This is a genomic window from Sulfitobacter sp. 1A15258, assembly GCF_043557045.1.
Classification (GTDB): domain Bacteria; phylum Pseudomonadota; class Alphaproteobacteria; order Rhodobacterales; family Rhodobacteraceae; genus Sulfitobacter; species Sulfitobacter faviae.
The window spans coordinates 60,889-81,985 of record NZ_JBIFFK010000005.1 but is presented as its reverse complement, the minus strand read 5'-3'; the positions used below and the strand labels follow the sequence as shown (position 1 = coordinate 81,985).

At 61.9% G+C, this 21,097-nt stretch carries 17 protein-coding genes; 6 read left to right on the top strand and 11 right to left on the bottom strand.

Annotated features, from left to right (window positions below; genetic code table 11):
• On the bottom strand, positions 1-1,128 hold the full coding sequence (locus tag ACGYK9_RS11950; protein ID WP_394410880.1) for an ABC transporter ATP-binding protein: 1,128 nt from the start codon (positions 1,126-1,128) through the stop codon (positions 1-3).
• A gap of 99 nt (positions 1,129-1,227) precedes the next feature.
• Positions 1,228-2,313: a polyamine ABC transporter substrate-binding protein gene (locus ACGYK9_RS11945; protein WP_067265724.1), complete on the bottom strand. Its 1,086-nt coding sequence runs from the start codon at positions 2,311-2,313 to the stop codon at positions 1,228-1,230.
• Between the two features lie 145 nt (positions 2,314-2,458).
• Here ACGYK9_RS11945 and ACGYK9_RS11940 point away from each other — a divergent pair, with 145 nt between their 5' ends.
• Positions 2,459-3,160 carry a GntR family transcriptional regulator gene (locus ACGYK9_RS11940; protein WP_394410878.1) on the top strand — a complete coding sequence of 234 codons (702 nt, stop codon included), beginning with the start codon at positions 2,459-2,461 and terminating at the stop codon, positions 3,158-3,160.
• A 75-nt stretch (positions 3,161-3,235) separates the two neighbouring features.
• Positions 3,236-4,630: an aspartate aminotransferase family protein gene (locus ACGYK9_RS11935; protein ID WP_394410875.1), complete on the top strand. Its 1,395-nt coding sequence runs from the start codon at positions 3,236-3,238 to the stop codon at positions 4,628-4,630.
• A 33-nt stretch (positions 4,631-4,663) separates the two neighbouring features.
• Here the strand turns inward: ACGYK9_RS11935 and ACGYK9_RS11930 are convergent, their stop codons facing one another.
• The 7 genes from ACGYK9_RS11930 to dapD all read right to left on the bottom strand — a co-directional run bounded on the left by ACGYK9_RS11930 (position 4,664) and on the right by dapD (position 11,732).
• Positions 4,664-5,962 carry a lytic murein transglycosylase gene (locus ACGYK9_RS11930; RefSeq protein ID WP_394410872.1) on the bottom strand — a complete coding sequence of 433 codons (1,299 nt, stop codon included), beginning with the start codon at positions 5,960-5,962 and terminating at the stop codon, positions 4,664-4,666.
• A gap of 101 nt (positions 5,963-6,063) precedes the next feature.
• Positions 6,064-8,334 carry a ribonuclease R gene (gene rnr / locus ACGYK9_RS11925; RefSeq protein ID WP_394410870.1) on the bottom strand — a complete coding sequence of 757 codons (2,271 nt, stop codon included), beginning with the start codon at positions 8,332-8,334 and terminating at the stop codon, positions 6,064-6,066.
• A gap of 32 nt (positions 8,335-8,366) precedes the next feature.
• Positions 8,367-8,936, bottom strand: coding sequence for a TIGR04282 family arsenosugar biosynthesis glycosyltransferase (locus tag ACGYK9_RS11920; RefSeq protein ID WP_394410867.1), 570 nt, complete (start codon positions 8,934-8,936; stop codon positions 8,367-8,369).
• Positions 8,933-10,078 (bottom strand): succinyl-diaminopimelate desuccinylase, encoded by a 1,146-nt coding sequence (gene dapE / locus ACGYK9_RS11915; RefSeq protein WP_394410864.1) that lies wholly within the window; start codon positions 10,076-10,078, stop codon positions 8,933-8,935. The genes ACGYK9_RS11920 and dapE overlap by 4 nt, the downstream gene beginning before the upstream one ends.
• A gap of 101 nt (positions 10,079-10,179) precedes the next feature.
• Positions 10,180-10,518, bottom strand: a complete 339-nt coding sequence (locus ACGYK9_RS11910; RefSeq protein WP_394410861.1) for a hypothetical protein — start codon at positions 10,516-10,518, stop codon at positions 10,180-10,182.
• A 74-nt stretch (positions 10,519-10,592) separates the two neighbouring features.
• A complete protein-coding gene (locus ACGYK9_RS11905) occupies positions 10,593-10,847 on the bottom strand; it encodes a GlsB/YeaQ/YmgE family stress response membrane protein (RefSeq protein WP_067261077.1) in 255 nt (84 codons plus the stop codon).
• 57 nt (positions 10,848-10,904) lie between these two features.
• On the bottom strand, positions 10,905-11,732 hold the full coding sequence (gene dapD, locus ACGYK9_RS11900) for a 2,3,4,5-tetrahydropyridine-2,6-dicarboxylate N-succinyltransferase (protein ID WP_067261075.1): 828 nt from the start codon (positions 11,730-11,732) through the stop codon (positions 10,905-10,907).
• A 173-nt stretch (positions 11,733-11,905) separates the two neighbouring features.
• Between dapD and ACGYK9_RS11895 the strand changes: the two genes are divergently transcribed.
• Positions 11,906-12,769, top strand: a complete 864-nt coding sequence (locus ACGYK9_RS11895; protein WP_271688521.1) for an LOG family protein — start codon at positions 11,906-11,908, stop codon at positions 12,767-12,769.
• Between the two features lie 25 nt (positions 12,770-12,794).
• On the opposite strand, the gene ACGYK9_RS11890 is transcribed toward ACGYK9_RS11895, so the two are convergent.
• Together ACGYK9_RS11890 and ACGYK9_RS11885 are read right to left on the bottom strand one after the other, a co-directional pair.
• Positions 12,795-13,760, bottom strand: coding sequence for an NAD(P)H-dependent flavin oxidoreductase (locus ACGYK9_RS11890; RefSeq protein ID WP_394410858.1), 966 nt, complete (start codon positions 13,758-13,760; stop codon positions 12,795-12,797).
• Between the two features lie 3 nt (positions 13,761-13,763).
• Positions 13,764-15,377, bottom strand: coding sequence for a GMC family oxidoreductase (locus ACGYK9_RS11885; protein ID WP_394410855.1), 1,614 nt, complete (start codon positions 15,375-15,377; stop codon positions 13,764-13,766).
• Between the two features lie 280 nt (positions 15,378-15,657).
• Between ACGYK9_RS11885 and ACGYK9_RS11880 the strand changes: the two genes are divergently transcribed.
• The 3 genes from ACGYK9_RS11880 to ACGYK9_RS11870 all read left to right on the top strand — a co-directional run bounded on the left by ACGYK9_RS11880 (position 15,658) and on the right by ACGYK9_RS11870 (position 21,048).
• Entirely contained in the window at positions 15,658-18,858 is a 3,201-nt protein-coding gene (locus ACGYK9_RS11880; RefSeq protein WP_394422539.1) for a CHASE domain-containing protein, read from the top strand.
• A 153-nt stretch (positions 18,859-19,011) separates the two neighbouring features.
• A complete protein-coding gene (locus tag ACGYK9_RS11875) occupies positions 19,012-20,664 on the top strand; it encodes an ATP-binding protein (protein WP_394422535.1) in 1,653 nt (550 codons plus the stop codon).
• 12 nt (positions 20,665-20,676) lie between these two features.
• Positions 20,677-21,048, top strand: a complete 372-nt coding sequence (locus tag ACGYK9_RS11870; RefSeq protein WP_067261066.1) for a response regulator — start codon at positions 20,677-20,679, stop codon at positions 21,046-21,048.
• The last annotated feature ends 49 nt before the right edge of the window (positions 21,049-21,097 follow it).

Genomic DNA, 21,097 nt, shown 5'->3' with positions numbered 1-21,097 from the left:
TCATTGCGCCAACAAAACGCCTGCGGTGGCGCTCCATGAAATCCAGACCGGGTCTTCCCATGTGATGTCACGGCGCGCGATGCGCCGGGTGTTGGCCGTTTGCGCCTTGATCACCTGCCCGCCGGGCAGTTCGACGTGATAGGTAGAGAGGTTCCCCAGATACGCGATGTCGAGCACTTTGCCCTGTAGCGCATTGGGCGCATCCTCGGGCCTCTCGGTCGAAATGCGGATTTTCTCAGGCCGGATCGCAAGATGGGCTTGCTGCCCTTCGCTGAACGGCGCGGCAGAGGTGGCGGTCAGCGGCGGCTGCCCGTCGATCCAGTTCAAATGGTATTGATCTTGGCCAATGGCCTTGGTGCTGGCTTCGATGATGTTTACGTCACCGATGAAGTCGGCCACATAGACGGAATTCGGCGCTTCATAGATCTCGGCCGGGGTGGCCACCTGAATCACGCGCCCCTCGTCCATCACCGCCACGCGGGAGGCGACGGTCATCGCCTCTTCTTGGTCGTGGGTCACGATGACAAAGGTGGTGCCGGTGGATTCTTGGATGTCCATCAGCTCGAACTGGGTGTCTTGCCGCAGCTTCTTATCAAGCGCGCCCAAGGGCTCATCAAGCAGCAGAAGCTTCGGCGCTTTGGCTAGCGAGCGCGCCAGCGCCACACGCTGCCGTTGACCGCCGGAGATCTGATGCGGTTTGCGGCGGGCGAATTTCTCTAGCCGGGTGAGCTTCAGCATCTCGGCCACGCGGGCGGCGATGGCGTCCTTCTCCATCTTGTCGCGGCGCAGGCCGAAGGCGATGTTGTCCCAGATGCTGAGATGCGGAAACAGCGCGTAGGATTGGAACATCATGTTCACCGCGCGTTTGTTCGGGGGCACCGGGGCGATGTCCTGCCCGGCCAACTCGATGCGCCCGGTGGTGGGGCTTTCGAACCCGGCCAGCATCCGCATCATCGTCGTCTTGCCACAGCCCGAAGGCCCAAGCAGGGCAAAGAATTCCTGCGCGTAAATATCCAAAGACAGATCGTCGATGGCGACGAATTCGCCGAATTTCTTGGTCACATTCTTAAAGCGAATGAGCGGCTTTTCGTCAGGGTCGTTCCAGGGGGCGAAGACGGTTGGGCTCACGGTTGAGAGATCCTTTGATCGGGCTTTGCTCAGGCTTTGATCGGGTCGCGGGGCAAGAAAAAGGGGCGCGACCAGACTGGCCGCACCCCCTGTCTCAGATCAGGTACCGGACTTGATCTTGGTCCAGAGCCGGGTCACCACGCGCTGTACTTTCGGCGGGTAAGGTGTGGTGGTGAACAGGTTGTTCAGCGCCGCCTCAGAGGGGTAGATCGCCGGGTCGCCGATCACATCCTCGACCAGATGCTCTTGCGAGGCTTTGTTGCCGTTGGCGTAGTACACATAGTTCGACGCGGCGGCCATATTCTCGGCGTCCATGATGAAGTTCAGGAACTTATGCGCGCCCTCGGGGTTCGGCGCGTCGACCGGAATGGCCATCTGGTCAAACCACATCTGCGCGCCTTCGGAGGGGGCGTTATAGGCGATTTCGACACCGTTGTCGGCTTCATCCGCGCGGTCACGGGCCTGCAGGATATCGCCCGACCAGCCCACCGCGACGCAGACGTCACCGTTGGCCAAGGCATTGATATATTCCGAAGAATGGAACTTCTGGATATAGGGGCGGACCGGCATGAAGACCTCTTCGGCCTTCGCGATCACATCGGGGTCATGGCTGTTGGGATCTTCGCCGATGTAGTTCAGCGCGGCAGGGATCATCTCTGCCGGGGCGTCGAGGAAATGCACGCCGCAGTCGGCCAGTTTTTCCATATTGGCCGGGTCGAAAACCAAGTCCCAGGAGTCGATCGGGGCATCTTCGCCCAGGATTTCTTTCACCTTGCCGACATTCACGCCGATGCCGGTGGTGCCCCACATATAGTTGATAGAATGGGCGTTATCGGGATCATATTGTTCGGTCCGCGAGGAGACCACGTCCCACATGTTTTCAAGATTGGGCAGTTTGGACGTGTCCAGCGGCTGGAATGCACCTGCTGTGATCTGGCGCTGCAGGAAGGTGCCCGAGGGGACGACCACGTCATAGCCGGACCCACCGGCGAGCATTTTGGTCTCCAGCACCTCGTTGCTGTCGAACACGTCATAGACCAATTCGATGCCGGTCTCTTCTTCGAATTTATCCAGCAAGGATTCATCGATATAGTCGGACCAGTTATAGACCCGGACCGTTTCGGCAGTGGCGGCACCTGCCATCAAGGTGGCAACGGCGACGCTGCTTAGTAGCACATGTTTCATTTCATACTCCCGGTAGACAGGTCGGGTTGATCCCCACCTTTCGTCAATTTGATCAAGTTTTGCCTCTTCGGGCAAGATGGTTTATGCTTTCATGCAGAATGAAATGCTGCAAGACACGGCGAAACAAGACGGAAAGACCGCTCCCATGGGTTCAGAAAAAACCGATCCGAGATTGCTTCCCGCCGCCGATGCGGCGGCCAAGACACCGATCCATCAGCATGTTTACGAACGCCTGCGCAAGATGATTCTCTTCGGCGATCTGGCCCCCGGACAGGGGGTCACGATCCAAGGTCTGACCGCCGCTTTGGATGCGGGCATGACGCCGGTGCGCGAGGCCATCCGCCGCCTGATCTCGGAAGGGGCGCTGACCCATTTGGGCAACCGCCGGGTCACCGTGCCGGAACTGACCCATGCGGGGCTGGAAGAACTGGGATTCATGCGGGAAACGCTAGAGCCGGAACTGACCAAACGCGCCGCAAACCGCATGACGGATGAGCGTTTGAACGCTTTGAAAGACTGTGACAACGCGCTGAACCATGCCATCGACCGGGGCGATGTCGGCGGTTACTTGATGCAGAACTACAGCTTTCACCGGATGATTTACGACCTTGCCGAAGCGCCGATCATGGCCGCGACGGTGGACCGTCTTTGGCTGCGTTTCGGCCCCTCGCTTCGGGTGGTTTGCGGTCGCTATGGCACCAGCAATCTGCCCGATAAACATGCCGAGCTTTTGGCGGCCTTTGCCGAGGGCAACGCCGCTTTGGCGGGAGAGGTCATGGCGGGCGATGTCGCCCAAGGAATGACCCAAATTCGCGCAGCCCTCGATGGCCTTCCCGTTCCGCGTTGATTCGATTGACATGCTATAATTTGATCATATTCTGCGACGAAGCTCATTTTTCATGCAAATAGAAGGTGCACACCCATGCCGCCCATCACGAATCACCTCCCCACCGCGGACCTTCAGGCGCTGGATGCGGCGCATCACATGCATCCTTTCACCACCAATGATGAATTGGGCGACAAGGGCGCGCGCATCATCACAAGGGCCAAGGGCATCTACCTGACCGACAGCGAGGGGAATGAGATTCTCGATGCGATGGCCGGGTTGTGGTGCGTGAACCTTGGCTATGGCCGCGAAGAGATGGGCAATGTCGCCGCGCGACAGATGAACGAACTGCCCTATTACAACACCTTCTTCCAAACGACCCATGTGCCCGCGATCGCGCTGGCCAAGGAACTGGCCGATCTGGCCCCCGGTGATCTGAACCACGTCTTCTTTGCCGGGTCGGGGTCAGAGGCCAACGATACCAACCTGCGCATGGTCCGCACCTATTGGGCGCAAAAGGGCAAACCCGAGAAGAGCCATATTATCAGCCGTAAAAACGCCTATCACGGCTCTTCGGTCGGCTCGGCCAGTCTCGGCGGCATGACCTATATGCATGAGCAAGGCGGGCTGCCGATCCCCGGCATCCACCACATCGGCCAGCCCGATTGGTATGCCGAAGGCGGGGATATGTCGCCCGAAGACTTCGGCCTGAAACGCGCACAGGAGTTGGAAGCGAAGATTGTCGAGCTGGGCGCGGACAAGGTCGCGGCCTTCATCGCCGAACCCGTTCAGGGCGCGGGCGGGGTCGTCGTTCCGCCCAGCACCTATTGGCCCGAGATTCAGCGCATCTGCGACAAACACGACATTCTGCTGATCGCTGACGAGGTGATCTGCGGCTTTGGTCGGACGGGCAATTGGTTTGGCTCGCAGACCATGGGCATCAAGCCGCATATCATGACCATCGCCAAGGGGCTGAGCTCGGGCTACGCGCCCATCGGCGGGTCAATCGTTTGTGACGAGGTCGCCGAGGTCATCAACGCCTGCGAGTTCAACCACGGCTACACCTACTCCGGCCACCCGGTCTGCGCCGCCGTGGCGCTGGAAAACCTGCGGATCATGCAGGAAGAGAACATCGTCGCCCATGTGCAAAACGTCGCCGCCCCCGCGCTGAAAGAGGCGTTGGACAAGCTGGGAGAGCATCCGCTGGTAGGCGGGGTGAACGTATCGGGCCTGATGGCCTCCCTGCCGCTGACGCCGCATAAGGAAAGCCGCGCGAAATTCGCCGATAGCGGCACCGCCGGGTACATTTGCCGCGAACATTGCTTTGCCAACAATCTGGTGATGCGCCATGTCGGCGACCGGATGATCATCTCTCCGCCGCTGATCATTACCCCGGAAGAGATCAAGATCTTCGCCGAACGGGCGACCAAGGCACTGGATGCGACCTATGCCGATCTGAAAGACGAGGACATGCTCAAGGCCGCGTCCTAAAACATCGGGTTGCCCCCAATTGGGGGCGCCCCCTCACTCTGCGCGCAGTCGGGCCAGCAGACGGGGGGAGGCATAGCCATCGGGCGCGATCCCCTCGGCCTTTTGATAGCTGCGCACGGCATTAACGGTCAGCGGCCCGATCTTGGCGTCTATCTTTTGCGTGTCAAAGCCCGCTTCGGTCAGCAGGGTCTGCAATTCGATCCGCTCATCAAAGCTCAGCGCGCGGTCTTCGCGGGGCCAGTCCTGCTGTATCTCGCCCGCGCCGCCGATGCGGTCGGCCAGATGGCCCACACCGATGACATAGGCATCCGCCGTGTTATAGCGCTCGATCACCGCGAAATTGGGGAAGATCATGAAGGCGGCACCCTGCGCACCCGCGGGCAGCAAGATCGACGCCGGGCCATGATCCGCCACCGCCCCGCCATCGAGCACGGTGACGCCAAGATTAGCCCATTCCGCCGGGGTCTTGGTCACCGCACGGTCGGCCAGCAGATAGTCGAACCCCTCCGGCAGAGCCACCTCAACACCCCAAGGCTGCCCTTCGGTCCAGCCGAAATGCTTGAGATAGGCGGCGGTAGAGGCCAGCGCATCGCTGGGGTCATCGCCCCAGATGTCGCGCCGCCCGTCGCCATCCCAATCAACCGCATGGGCGTGGAAGGACGAAGGCATGAACTGCGTATGCCCCATCGCGCCCGCCCAAGAGCCGCGCAATTGATCGGCATCGGTATCGCCCGCCTGGAGGATGCGCAGGGCGTCGAGGAGCTCGCCTTCGAAAAATTCCGCCCGCCGCGCGTCATAGGCAAGGGTGGCCAGTGAATCCAACACCCGATCCCCGCCCCGGAAGCTGCCATAGGCGCTCTCAAGCCCCCAGATCGCGGTGACGATCTCTTTCTCGACACCGTATTCCGCTTCGATCTCTTCCAGCGTGCGTTGCCATTGGGCCAGCGCCTTCTGCCCATTCTGCACCCGCAGGTCCGAGGTAGCGGTGTCGAGGTAATCCCAAATCGTTTTGGTGAATTCCGATTGGTTGCGGTCGCGGCGGATCACCTCCGGATCATAGCTGACCGTATCCAGCGCGCGGTCAAAGACATCCGGGTCGACGCCCTGCTGCAAGGCGCGGGGGCGGAAGTCTTTCACCCAAGCGCGCAGCCCGGCATCGTCGCCGCTGGCCTCTGCCGCGGGTTCCTGCGCCGTTGGCGCCACGGCGGCCAGCACGGCCTGCGGCGCGCGCGGCGCGGGGCGCAAGGATTCAGCCGGACCCGACGCAAAGGCCGGAGCCCCCATGCCAGCGGTCGCTAGAATGCCTGAAATCATCGCGTAGTGCCGGATCATAATCGCCTCACCTCATAGAGTTACGGCAAATCCTATGCCCGCCCCGCCCCGGTGGAAAGGGAGGGGGGCGGCCATCCGCGAAGCTCCGCCGGTTTGCCGCCTCAGCGGCGGGTGCGGGTCACTTTGCGTTTGATCTTGTCCTTCTTGCGCTTGGCCTTCACGGCCTTGCCGCGCGGCTTGCTACGGCCCGCCGGGCTGCGGCGCCCCCCACCTCCGCCCTGTTTGACCTTTTGGTCTTCGATCTCAAGCAGTTCCAGCGCGATGCCCCCGGTCACGGGGACCGCCTCGGCCAACCGCACGGTGACACGTTGGCCAAGGCCGATGGTCATCCCGGTGTCCGAGCCCATCAGCGTCTGCGCCTCGGCGTCGTGGTGGAAATACTCCCGCCCGAGCGAGCGCATCGGCACCAGACCGTCCGCGCCAGTCTCGTCCAACTTCACAAAGGCACCAAAACGCGCGATGCCGCTGATCCGTCCGGTGAACTCGTTGCCCACGCGCTCCGACAGGAAGGCGGCAAGGTAGCGGTCGGTCGTGTCACGCTCGGCCACCATCGAGCGGCGCTCGGTGTCGGAGATATGCGCGCCGGTCTGCTCCAGCCCCTCAATCTCTTCGGGCGTCAGCCCGTCCTTGCCCCAGCCATGCGCCGTGATCAGCGCGCGGTGCACGATAAGGTCGGCATAGCGGCGAATGGGTGAGGTGAAATGCGCGTAGGAACGCAGGGCAAGGCCGAAGTGCCCAATATGCGCCGGCCCGTAATAGGCCTGCGTCATCGAGCGTAGGGTGCTGAGATTGATCAGCTCCGCGTCATTGGTCCCCGCCGCCTGATCCAGCAGCCGGTTGAGATGCGCGGTTTGCAGCACCTGCCCCTTGGCCAGCGTGAAACCCGCCGCCTGTGCGGTTTCACGCAGGGATTCGAGCTTCTCCGGCGAGGGTTCCTCGTGGATACGGAACAGCAGCGGGGTTTTCTTTTTGATCAGCGTCTCGGCGGCGGCGACATTGGCCAAGACCATGAACTCTTCGATCAGCCGATGCGCGTCGAGCCGCTCGCGGAAGTTCACCGACTTCACCTTGCCATCTTCGCCCAATTCGATGCGGCGTTCGGGCAGGTCAAGCTCCAGCGGCTGGCGCTCGGCGCGGGCGGTCTTCAGCGCGTCATAGGCGGCGTAAAGCGGCTTCAGCACCGGTTCCAACAGCGGCCCGGTGCGGTCATTGGGGTTGCCGTCGATGGCGTCCTGCACCTCCTCGTAATGCAGCGAGGCGGGCGAGCGCATGAGGCCCCGGTGGAACGTATGGCCGATCTTGTTGCCCTTGGCATCCAGCACCATGCGCACAGCGATACAGGCGCGCGGCACGCCTTCGTGCAATGAGCACAGATCACCCGAGAGCCGATCCGGCAGCATTGGCACCACGCGGTCAGGGAAATAGGTGGAGTTGCCGCGCTTGCGCGCCTCGCGGTCCAACGCCGAGCCCGGCGTCACATAGGCGGCCACATCGGCAATGGCGACCCAAACGACATGGCCACCCTCGTTCTTGGGGTCGTCGTCGGCATGGGCATAGCAGGCGTCATCATGGTCCCGCGCATCGGAGGGGTCGATGGTGACCAACGGCAGGTCGCGCAGGTCTTCGCGACCCTTGAGGCCTTGTGGTTTGGCCGCATCGGCCTGTGCGATCACATCGTCGGGGAATTCGTCCGGAATGCCATGCTGGTGGATCGCGATGAGCGAGACCGCGCGCGGCTCGGACGGGTCGCCCAACCGTTCGACGATGCGCGCGCGGGGGGAACCCATACGCGCCTTCGGTCCGGCCTGCTCGGCCTCGACCAGTTCACCGTCTTTCGCGCCATGTGTATGGTCGGCACCGACGCGCCATTCGCGATCCGTGCCCTTGTCGATCGGGACGATCCGCCCGCCTTCGGCCGCTTTGCGGAAAATGCCCAGCACCTTGCGCGGGTTGGAGCCGATGCGGCGAATGAGCCGGGCCTCATAGTGGTGATCTTCGCCTTTTACCAACGTCAGCCGCGCCAGAATGCGGTCACCTTCGCCAAGCGCCGGGTCACTCTCGCGCGGGATCAGCAGGACGACAGGTTCTTTCCCCTCGCCATGCCACTCCATCGGCTTGGCAAAAAGATCGCCATCGCTGTCCGGCCCCGTGACCAGCAGTACCGAGACCGGCGGCAGGCGGTCGGGATCCTGATAGCTGCGCTTGCGCTTTTCCAGATGGCCCTCGGCCTCCAGCTCTTTCAGCACGCGCTTCAGGTCGATCCGGGCCGCGCCCTTGATGCCAAAGGCTTTGGCGATGTCGCGCTTGGCGGTCAGCGTTGGGTTCTGTTCGATCCAGTCGAGGATCTCGGATTTGCTGGGTATCTTACTCATACCTCAGCAGGTAGCACGCAGCCCCCCTGTCGTCATGGCAAATCGTGAATTTCGTCCACGTCGCGCAGGGTAGAGACTTCGGCGATGCGGTAGCCCGGCAGGGTCGCGCGGCTGTCAGCCAGCGCATGGGGGCCAGACCAGCGCACCCCGTCAAACAGGCTGGGCGGCGCGCGGCGGGGATGTTTTAGCCCCACGAGCCAATAGCCCCCATCGGGCGCCGGGCCAAACACCGCGTCATGGTTGCCAAGCGCATCGAATGCCCGCGCCAGTTCCTTGCGGTTGATGCCCGGAATATCCGCCCCGATCACACAGGCCGGCCCCGGCGCGCTGCGCAGCATCCGCGCCATACGGTCACCGAGGTTGCCGCGCCCTTGCGGCCAGCGCGGCAGATGCGCGGGCCAGACGCGGCTTTGCAGCCCTTCCACGTCCGGGGCCACGGCCAGCACCATCTGCCAACGCGGATCTTCGATCCGACGCAACAGGCGGCGGGTCTGATGGCGAAACCACCAAGCCGCGCCGACCATGCCGATGTCGCGGCCCAGACGGGTTTTCACCCGACCGGGACGCGGCTCTTTCACCATGACGATAAGCGTTGGTTTCACGTGAAATAATTCCGCAGCACGCGCCCGTAGATGGATTTGAGCTGTTCGATATGTTCGACCCGCACATGCTCATCGACTTGGTGCATGGACTGGCCCACCAGACCGAACTCCACCACCGGGCAATGCGCCTTGACGAAACGCGCGTCCGAGGTGCCGCCGGTGGTGGAAAGCTCGGGCTGCACGCCCGTCTCAGCCTCAACAGCGCCCGCGACCAGATCGGACAGGGCGCCCGGCGGGGTGATGAAACTCTCGCCGGAGATCGTGATCTCTACATCCACTTGCAGGCCGAATTCCTCGGCGATCTTATCCGCCTCGCCCCGCAGCCAGTCGCTGAGGCTCGCGCCCGAATGGTGGTCGTTGAACCGGATGTTGACCGCGCCGCGGCATTGCGCCGGGATCACATTGGTTGCCTTGTTGCCAGTATCCACGGTGACCACGGCCAGCGTCGAAGGGTCGAAGTGATCGCTGCCCTGATCCAACTCATGGCTGGCCAGACGATCCATCAGCCGCACCATCGCGGGCAGCGGGTTGTTCGCGCGGTGCGGATAGGCCGCATGGCCCTGTTTGCCCGTCACCTTGAAATGCGCGTTCATCGAGCCGCGCCGCCCGATCTTGATCATATCGCCCATGGTCTCGGGGCAAGTCGGCTCCCCCACAAGGCAGACATCCATCCGCTCGCCGTTCTCCGACATGTAGTCCAACAGTGCCGTGGTCCCGTCGAGGGCATCGCCCTCTTCATCCCCGGTGATCGCCAGCACGATGGAGCCATCGGGCGGCGTGTCCTTCACGAAATCCACCGCCGCTGCGACGAAAGCCGCCACGCCCGATTTCATATCCGTGGTACCGCGGCCATACATGATGCCGTCCTTGATCTCGGCCCCGAAGGGGGGCATCGACCAATCCGCCTCATCCCCGATGGGCACGACATCGGTATGACCGTTGAAGCCGAAGGACTTGGTGTTGCCCTTGTTGCCCCAGCGGGCAAAGAGGTTGCAGATGCCGCCCCGGTCGACGCGCGTACAGTCGAAACCCGCCGCGCCCAACACCTCTTCGAGCACTTCCAACGCCCCATCGTTCGCAGGGGTGACAGAGGCGCAGCGCACCAGTTTCGCGGTGAGATCAACAGGGTCGAGACCGGACATATCGGCTCCTTTTCAGGGGTTATCGCTTGTCCGGTAACTTGTGTGGGCAAATCGCGCCAATGCCAAGGGGGCGCATTGCAATTCCCCGTGTGGGGCGCGGGTCAGTCGTAAAAGGGGGTCATTTGCGCGACGATGACCGAGTTTTCTTCCAAAGCGCGCTGCATCAGGGCGCGTTCCTCGGCGTCGATCTCCTGACCTTCGGCTTCGCGCTCTTCCAGCGTGCCGTAGCCGGTCACGTCAAGCGGGTTGGTATCTGCCTGTTTGAGGATCGCCACGGTCTCTCGCACGGCTTCGGCCTCGTCGATACCGGAGGCGAAACAGATCAGCGCAGCACCGGTGGCCTTGTCGGGCAGACCGTCACCGTCCTTGCGGCCAATCTGAACCAAAAGGGTAAAGACCTGCTGGCGCGAAGGTTTCTTGGTTTTCTTGGGTTCAGACATGATAAGGGCCGCCGATTGCTTTCGGCAGCCCTAACCTTTTCACTTGGATTTGGAAAGGGGCCGCGCCCCTGCCCTTAAGTCTTGCCGCGGACCATCCGTGTGACCCAGATCAGCAGGCAGGCACCGATGACGCCCACCACCAACTGACCGAACCAACCGCCCAGCGTGCTGCCGACGATCAGCATCAAGAGCCAGTTCGCGACCAAGGCACCCAGAATGCCGAGGATGATATTCATGATCAGACCCATGTCCGATTTCATGATCTTTTCCGCGATCCAGCCCGCAAGGCCACCCACGATGATTGCGGCAAACCAACCGATACCCGTCATGTCGTCAATCTCCTTTAAATTCAGGTCTCAACGCCGTGACGGGGTATTTGGTTCCGTTCAGTCGCGCAGCAGCTCGTTGATCGAGGTTTTGGAGCGGGTCTTGGCGTCCACCCGTTTCACGATCACGGCGCAGTAGAGGTTCACGTTGTTCTTCGACGGCATGGTGCCCGCCACGACGACCGAACCTGCGGGCACTTCGCCATACATGATCTCGCCGGTTTCGCGGTCGACGATCTTGGTCGACTGGCCGATGAAGACGCCCATGCCCAGCACCGAGCCTTCGCGCACGATGCAGCCTTCGACGACTTCTGACCGTGCGCCGATAAAGCAATTGTCTTCGATGATGGTGGGGCCCGCCTGCATCGGCTCCAACACGCCGCCGATGCCGACGCCGCCCGAAAGGTGCACGTTCTTGCCGATCTGGGCGCAGGAGCCGACGGTGGCCCATGTGTCGACCATGGTGCCGGAGTCGACATAGGCGCCGATGTTGACGAAAGACGGCATCAGCACCACGCCCGGCGCGATATAGGCCGAGCGGCGCACGACGCAGTTCGGCACGGCGCGGAAGCCCGCCTCTTTCCACTCGGCATCGCCCCAGCCTTTGAACTTGCTGTCGACCTTGTCCCACCAGCCAGCGCCCTGCGGACCGCCTTCTTGATGTTCCATGTCCTTGATGCGGAAGCCCAGCAGCACGGCCTTCTTGGCCCACTGATTGACGTGCCACTGACCGTCGTCCTGCTTTTCCGCCACGCGCAGCTTGCCGCTGTCGAGCGCGTTCAGCGTCTCTTCGATGGCGTCGCGCACTTCGCCAGTGGTGGCGGATGTGATCTGATCGCGGGTATCCCAAGCGGCTTCGATGGCGGTTTCAAGTTGGGCGTTGGACATGGGGCAAGTCTCCGAATGATGAAAAGGCCTTTTGAGGGCTATAGCCTTGCACTGCCTAGGGTGCAATTGCCGGCCGATGAGGGGCGTGGTCATTCGCCGAACAACAGGGCATCTTGACCTAAGCGGCCATCGCGCCACCTGAGCCAAGCCCCAGACCAAGGAAAGACCCGAGGATGACCGACGAACACCGCCACCCCCTGCGCCGCGCCAATGTGGACCGCGCCAAAGCCCAAGACGCCCCCGACACGCCGCAAACCCGCGCGCCTGCCTATCGTCTGGCCTTTACCGACGATGACTTCATGTGCCGTGATGAGCTGCGCCCGGTGCGTCTGCAACTGGAACTGCTCAAGCCAGAACTGCTGCTGGACGCCCATGGCATCCAATCGACCATCGTGCTCTTTGGCGGCGCGCGCATTCCTGAACCAGCCGAAAAACACACCGCCCGGACCAAGACGCTGGCCGATCTGTCGCGTTTTTATGACGAGACGCGCACCTTTGCGCGGCTAATGACCGAAAAGTCGATGGAAAGCGGCGGCACCGAGAATGTCATCGTCACCGGCGGCGGGCCAGGTGTGATGGAGGCGGGTAACCGCGGCGCGCTCGACGCGGGCGGCCACTCCATCGGCCTCAACATCGTGCTGCCGTTCGAGCAGGCGCCCAACGAATATGTCACGCCGGAGCTTTGCTTCAACTTCCACTACTTCGCGATCCGCAAGATGCACTTCCTGATGCGCGCCCGCGCGATCTGCGTCTTCCCCGGCGGTTTCGGCACGATGGACGAACTCTTTGAGGCGCTGACGCTGATCCAAACGGGCCGCATGAACCGGGTGCCCTTCTTACTGTTTGGGCGTGAGTTCTGGGAAAAGATCATCAACTGGGACGCGCTGGCCGATGCGGGCACGATCTCAGCCGAAGACCTCGACCTGTTCCGCTTTGTCGAAAGCGCGGATGAAGCGATGGAGGTGATCGAGAATTGGGAGACCGCCCCCGCCCGCGAACATGTGCCGGGCCGCGAAGAGGTCGAAGATCACGGCTAAGCCGCCTTGGCCCGCCCCCGCCCCGTTACCGGGTAAAGGTCTGGCCCAAGGCCGCTTCGGCCCCTTGGACGATATCGCGCAAAATATCAGCGGCGGGGCTGATCGTACCGATCAGCCCCGCCACCTCTCCGACAAAGGCGTTGGCAGTGCGAGCATCCCCCGCGGCCACCGCCGCCTGCCAGTGCGGCAACTCTTCCGCCAGCGCGGCGCGCAACCCGTCGGGGTCGTCATGCCAGCGGTCGGTGAAATCGTTGCGCAAGACACGGCCCGTATAGCGTTTGGGCCAATCATAGCCGCGCATGATGTCCGTCACGGTGCTCCGCAGCGTGTCATCACCGCTGGCCTTGAGCGCGGCCTCTCGCATCGCGGGGTGCACCAGCGCCTCTTCCGAAGCCCAGAAGCGCGAGCCGACGACCACACCATCGGCCCCCAGCATTAGCGCCGCTGCCAACCCGCGCCCATCCGCCACGCCGCCTGCGGCGCAAAGCAGCACCTCGGGCGCATGGCGGGCGATGTGATCCGCGACTTCGGGGACGAGGGTAAAGGTCGCGCGTTTCTCGCCGTGGCCGCCAGCCTCGGCCCCTTGGGCGACGATGATCTCGGCGCCCAGATCGATCGCATGGGCGGCATCGCGCAGGGTTTGCACCTGACAGATCAACGGCACCTTTGCCGCGCGGATCGCGGGGAGGAACACTGCCGGGTCGCCGAAGGAAAGAAAGATCGCTGCCGGATCACGGTCGAGCGCTTGTTCCAGCGCCTGCGGATGCTCGCGCAGCTTCCAAGTGATGAAACCGCAGCCCACCGATTGGTTGCCCGCCAGTTCCTGCTGCTCAGCGATCCAATCGCCGGAATCGTAAGCCCCGCCGATCATGCCCAAGCCCCCGGCACCTGAGACCGCTGCCGCCAGCCGCCCGCCTGCGGCAAAGGCCATCGGCGCTTGGATAATCGGGTGGTCGATCCCCAGTCGTTTGGTCAGCCGCGTGGTCAGCATCGCCTACCGCCCCGCCAGAATGGCATCAGCGGCTTTTTCGGCGATCATCACCGTCGGCGAAGCCGTGTTGCCCGAGACGATCTTGGGCATGATCGACGCATCCACCACCCGCAGACCGCTTAAGCCATGCACCCGCAGATCGCTATCGACCACCGCCATCGGATCGCTGCCCATCTTGCAGGTGCCGACGGGGTGGAAAATCGTCGTGGCGATGTCGCGCGCCTTGTCGAGCAGGTCTTCGTCGCTCTGCACGGCGGGGCCGGGCAGGATTTCCTCGGGCGCATAGGGGCGCAGCGCCTTGGCCGTCATGATGTGACGCGCCTGTTTCATCGCCGTGACCGCCACGCGTTTGTCATTCTCGGCAGAAAGGTAGTTCAGCCGGATATCGGGCTGCACCGCGCTGTCGCGGCTGGTGAGATGGCAAGAGCCGATGCTTTCGGGCCGCAGGTTACAGACCGAGACGGTGATCGCGGGGAAAGGGTGCAGCGGATCCCCCAGCTTGTCGGTCGACAGGGGCTGCACGTGATACTCCAGATCCGGCGTCTCAAGCGCGGGGTCGGACTTGGTGAACATGCCGAACTGGCTGGGCGCCATCGCCAAGGGACCGCTGCGGCGCAGGAGGTATTCCAACCCCATCCGGCCCTTGCCCCAGATCGAATGGGTCATCGTGTTGAGCGTTTTGGTGTTCTGCACCTTATAGACAGTGCGGATTTGCAAATGGTCCTGAAGGTTCTCCCCAACGCCGGGCAGATCGTGCAGCGTGTTGATCCCCATGCCGCTCAAAAGGTCACCTTGCCCGATCCCCGACAGCTCAAGGATCTTGGGCGAATTGATCGCCCCCGCCGAAAGCAACACTTCGCCCTCGGCCTCGGCGCGCATCGCGCGGCCTTTATGGGTGAAACGCACGCCAGTCACACGCTTGCCGTCCAAGACCAACCCATCGGTATGCGCATGGGTGATCACCCGCAGGTTGGGGCGCTTCATCGCAGGGCGCAGGAAACCGCGCGCCGTGTTCCAGCGCACCCCGCCCTTCTGGTTCACCTCGAAAAAGCCCGAACCTTCGTTGTCGCCATCGTTGAAATCGGCCCGCGGCTCGATCCCGAACTCCCGCGCGCCGTCTTGCACGGCCTCCAGAATGTCCCACCGCAGGCGCTGCTTGCTGACCTTCCACTCGCCCCCCGCGCGGTGCATGTCGTTGTCGCCCGCGTGGTGGTCTTCGGATTTCAGGAAATAGGGCAGCACGTCGTCCCAGCTCCACCCGGCATTGCCCAGTTGCCGCCAATGGTCATAGTCCGCCGCCTGCCCGCGCATGTAAATCATGCCGTTCACCGAAGAGCAGCCGCCCAGCACCTTGCCCCGCGGATAGGCCAGAGAGCGCCCGTTCAACCCCGCCTCAGGCGCGGTTTTCATCATCCAATCCGTGCGCGGGTTGCCGATACAGTAAAGATACCCCACCGGCACCTTCACCCAGTGATAATTGTCATCCCCCCCGGCTTCGAGCAGCAGAACCCGATTGGCCGGATCGGCGCTGAGACGGTTGGCCAAGACACAGCCCGCGGTGCCCGCACCGACAATGATATAGTCATAGCGGCCCTCTAGCTGCGTCTCGTCGTTCATGGTGCTCTCTCCCGATATTCTGTCCCGCCTCCCCGGCCCGTCATTGGTAGAGCGCGCGGTGACGGGTCACAATCCCTGCCGTAAATCGCCCGGACCCCCGGGGCTTTTGCCGCAAAGCCACAATCACCGCGCTTTGCATGCGCGGCGAATCCGTTTGTTGATTTTTTCGACCCATGAGTGAATATGACCGGATTGGACATACCCCTCCCGCGATGCGCGACGTTCATTTCGGGGAAAGATTTTGCCGCCAATTGGTGGCCAGAAACAAAGGCTTGAACTGGTGCGGCGACCCGAATTCATACTCTTTCTCGGATGTCTCGCCATCACCTTTGGGGTGTTCCTCTACAGCAGTCGCAGCAATGATGCCGCCGCCGACCGGGCCTTTGATCGCATCGCCGAGGAAAGCCTGAAAAGCCTTGATGCGCGAATGCATACCTATCTGCAAAGCCTCAATGGCATCGCCGCCTTCATGAACGCCTCGGACGAGGTGACGGCCAGCGACTTCGCGCATTATGTCGATACGCTGGAGATCGACAGCTTCCTGCCCGGCATCAACGGCATCGGCTTTGTTGCCCCCGTCGCCAGAGGCACCGAAGAGGCGTTCATCGAAAAGGTCACCGCCCTCGGGATCGAGGGTTTCCGCATTCACCCCGACACCGGCAATGCCGAGAAGATGGTGATCCAGTATATCTACCCCCAAGGGCCGAATGCAGAGGCCGTGGGCCTTGATATCAGCTTTAACGAAGACCGCCGCCGCGCCGCCCTGCGCGCCCGCGAGACGCGAGAGCCGAAGCTGACGCCGCGCATCCTGCTGGTGCAGGACAAGACCCGCCAGCCCGGCTTCCTCCTGCTGCGCCCGGTCTTTGCCGCCGACAACAGCCCGGCGCAGGAGACCGCCGGTTTCATCGGTTGGGTCTATGCGCCCTTTGTCGGGGCCAACCTGCTGTCCGGGCTGACCCCAGCTCAGGGAGAGTCCTATGACATTCAAGTCTACGATGGGCTGACCACGGCCCCCGAAAACCGGATTTTTGACAGCACGCCCGAAGGCATCGCCACCGGCCACCACAGCATCACCCAGACCATCGAACGCTTTGGCCGCCCCTGGACCGTTGTGCATGTCAGCACCGCCAGCTTTGACCGCGCCACCCATAGCGCGGTGCCGGAAATCCTGCTGGTCTCTGGCATCCTTCTGGCGATCCTGTTCTTCGTGGCCTTCCGCAGCCTGCGCCAGCGCAGCGCCGCACTGAGCGAGCTTGCCGTGCTGCGCGAACGCCAGATCGACGCCCATGAAGAGGAAAACCGCGCCGTTATCGAGAACGCGGTAACGCCCATCTTCTTGCTCGACAGCAATGACCGGGTGCTCTTCGCCAACCAAGCGGCGCTGGTCTGCTTTGGCTATGGGCATGAGGCGCTCAAAGGAATGGAGTTCAGCGAACTCGTCACCGATCTGGTTAAGGATCACGACCACGAACAGGTCAACGCGGCGGGCAAGACCTGCTTTGGCCAAGACCTCAAGCTTAATCTGCAACGCAACAATTGGACCACCCACACCGGCGAACGGCGGGTGACCGCAATCGTGCGTGACCTGACCTCGGAACTGGCGGTGCAGGATGAGCTGGCGCGGAACAAGGCGCTCTATGACCTCGCCCTCGAAGGCGCGCAGATCGGGGTTTTCGACATCGACCTGCGCACCGGCAAATCCGAGGTGTCCGACACATGGCGGCGCATTCTGGGGATGGCGGATTTCGAGCGGCTGCCCGACCCGCAGGGGGAATTCCTCAAACGTGTCCACCCCGATGACCTGCCCCTGCTGACCCAGACCGATCAGGCCTGCATTTCGGGGCAGCAACAACGTTCCGTCACCGAATACCGGCTGAAGATCGGCACCGGTGAGTGGCGCTGGATGCGCTCTGACGCGCTGGTGACCGAACGCGATGAGAATGGCACCGCTCTGCGAATGGTCGGCACCCAGACCGATGTGACCGACATCGTCCACGCCCGCAACGCCCTTGAAACCAGCGAGCGGCGGTTTCGCCAAGTGCTGGCCGCGGCCCCGGTGGGCATGGCGATCTTGGGCGAAGGCGGCGTGTTCAACAGCGTCAACAGCGCGCTCTGCACGCTCTGCGGCTATAGCGAAGAAGAGCTTCTGTCGAATACCAAACTGGGCGATCTGATGCCCGAGGGCGATCTGCAAAAGCTCTACGGTGAGGTGCGCGGGCTGGTCGATTCCCGCAGTTCGCAGAACTATCAGGCCGAATACCGCATTACCCACAAGCTGGGCTATGAACGCTGGGGCCTGTTCAACGTCTCTTGGACCTATGACAAGAACGCCCGCGGCTATGTCTTTATCGTTCAGATCAACGACATCACCGACCAAAAGAAGCTGGAACATATCAAGAGCGAGTTCGTCTCGACCGTCAGCCATGAGCTGCGCACGCCGCTGACCTCGATCAAAGGCGCTTTGGGGCTGATCGACACCACGGACAACAGCCGCTTCCTCCCCGCGCATATCCGCCTGATCGACATTGCCCGCAGCAATGCCGACCGCCTGTCGCATATCGTGAACGACATTCTTGACCTTGAGAAGATTTCATCGGGCGAAGTGCAGTTCGACTTCCATGATGTCGACCTGAACAAGGTGATCACCGACTCGGTCAACGAAATGTCGCCCTTTGCGATCACCCATAACAACACGTTGGGCCTGCAACTGCCCGACAAGCCGCTGACGGTTCGGGTGGATGAAAGCCGCACCCGGCAGGTGCTGGCCAATCTGATCTCGAACGCCTGCAAATACTCCGATGCCGAGAGCGAGGTGCAAATCCGCGCCGAGCGGCTGGGGGACCGGGCCATCGTCTTTATCCAGAACACCGGCCCCGGCGTGCCGGAAAACTTCCGCCCGCGCATCTTTCAGGCTTTCTCGCAGGCCGATGGCTCCGACACCCGCGCCAAAGGCGGCACCGGGCTGGGGCTCAACATCACGCGGCAGATCATCAAACGCCAAGGCGGCACCATCGGGTTCGAAAGCATCCCCAACGGCGTCACCGTCTTTTGGTTCACCTGCCCCATCGCCGAGGCACAGACCGCGCAAACGCCCGCCACACCCGACGTGGAAGCAGAGGAGCGGGACACCAAGCTGCGCGTGCTGCATATCGAAGACGACATCGACTTCGCCGAGGTGATCCGCACCGGGTTGGACAGCGTGGCGGAGGTGACCAATGTCACCAACCTTGCCCAAGCGCGGCAGATGATCGGCCAGGATGAACTCGACGTCGTGATCCTTGATTGGTCGCTGCCCGATGGCGATGCACGTTCTTTGTTGGAAGACATCACCCGCCTGCATCCCGCGGCCAAGATCATCAGCCTTTCCGCAGACAACAACCGCGAACCCGACCCCCGCGTGGGGATCAACCTTGTCAAATCACGGAGCGGTATCAGCTCGGTGGTCAACTCAATTACGGGGACAACCGCCCGCGCCTCTTAACCGGCGCATTATAAACCGTGGCATTTCAGCGGAGTGACGCTAAAGTGCGACATGCCATATTATTGCCAATATGCTCTGGCATTTTGATTAAATTACAATGCACAAGTCATGCTATAGTTTTAAGCATGTCCGCTTCGGGGCGAGGAATTCCAAGTGTCGTCAAAGCCATTTACCAAGCGTACCGCCGCCACATTTTTTCTGGGCACTGCCATTTCCGGCAGCTGGTACACCGCAACATCCGCAATTTTCGCGGGCCAAATGGGGGAGGTTATCCCCGTCGTTGGTGCGATCATTCTGGCGGGGCTGACGCCCTTTGCCGCGAACGCACTGCAACCAAACCCGCAGTCTCCTGCCGATAATTCAGATATGGAACAAAGGCTTAAGGCGTTCGACAGCCATGCCATTGTGAATATCGTTGATACGGGCGGGATGCTGGAACAGGTCAACGACCGTTTCATCGAACTGACAGGCTACACCCGCGATCAATTGATCGGCCAGCCTGTGTCGATGCTTTACCAAGAAGAGTTTCGCGAACTTGCCGAAGAGATCCGTGCCACCCTGATGGCAGGCAAGACGTGGCAGGGCGAAACCCCGCTGCGCTGCGCCGATGGCCGGGTGATCCAGACGCAGTGCACCGTGATGCCACTTTTCGACAAAAAGGGCGCTTGGGCCGGGTCGATCTCGGCCCGTACCGATGTGACCCATGCCAACGAACTTTTGGCCGAACGCGACACGGCGGAAACGCTCTATGAGTTGCGCGATGACATCTGGATCGTCGACGCCGAGACAGAGCGGTTCAGCTATATGAACCGCGTCGCCATGAGCCGCACCGGCTGGAGCAAGGACAGCTACCGCACGCAAACGCTCGAAACCCTGACCGAGGAAAGCGACAACCCGGCCCTGCTGGACGCCTGCCGCGCGCTGAAAAAGTCGGGCAAAGCGATGACGCAGTTCGACACGCAACTGTTTGGCAACCATTTCCAAGTTACGATCAAGCTGCTGCCCACCGGCGGGGCGGCGGGACGGTTCCTGATCATGCTGCATGACATTTCGGATATCATCAACGAAGAGCGGATGAAGTCGGAGTTCATCTCGATGGTCAGTCACGAACTACGTTCGCCCCTGACCTCGATCAAGGGCTCCATGGGGCTGCTCTTGTCGCGGGCGGCGGGCGAATTGCCCAGCAAGGCGCGTGCCCTGCTGGAGATCTCCCACCGCAACGCCGACCGGCTTGTGCTGATCATCAACGACATCCTCGATCTTGAGAAAATCGCCAACGGGCGGTTAGAATTCAATCTTGAAGAAGTCGACATCGCGGAACTTCTGCACGAAACCAGCGCCGCCAATGCCTCACTCGAACAGCGCCATGGCGTGCGCATTCACGTCGAAGGGACGGAGGACTTGAACAAGGTCACCACGGACCCGAACCGGGTCATTCAGGTGCTGACGAACTTCCTGTCGAACGCGGCCAAATTCTCCAAACCTGGGGAGCGTGTGACCATCCGCGCCGAAGAGAATGACGACGAATTGCGCATCTCCGTGGCCGACCGTGGCCCCGGCATTCCGGCTTCCGAGCAGCACAAGGTGTTCCAGCGGTTTGCCGATCTGTCCAATTCCAACCGGGCCGACAAAGGCGGCACCGGGCTGGGCCTCAGCGTTTGCAAAGCCATTGTCGAGAATCTCGGCGGTAAAATAGGTTTTGACAGCCGTGAGGGATTTGGTACGACATTTTACTTTACCCTGCCGAAGAAAAATTCTCAGGTAGCGGCAGAGGAACCGGCCGCGTTGCTGCGCGAAGCCTCCTAGAGAGAGTATGGAATGATCAAACTGCTGCACGTCGAGGATGACGCCGATATTCGTGAAATCGCGCTGATGGCGCTTGAGCTGAGCGGCGATTTCGACGTCGTCCAATGCGAGACCGGGGAAGCGGCGCTGAATCAGGTTCAGTCCTACACGCCCGATGTGATCCTGCTCGATATGATGATGCCCGGCATGACCGGTCGCCAGACGCTTGAGAAGATGCGCGAGATGGAGAGCCTGCGCGACGTGCCCGCGATCTTCATGACCGCCCGCGCCCAGCATAATGAGATCGAAGAGCTTCGTGATCTGGGGGCGGCTGACGTGATCAGCAAACCCTTCGATCCGATCTCGCTGGCGGATCAGGTCAAGGCGGCAATGCAAGCAGGCTAAGCCGACTTGCCTTTGGTCTGCCCTTCCGGGCGGGTTTGCGGTAAATTGT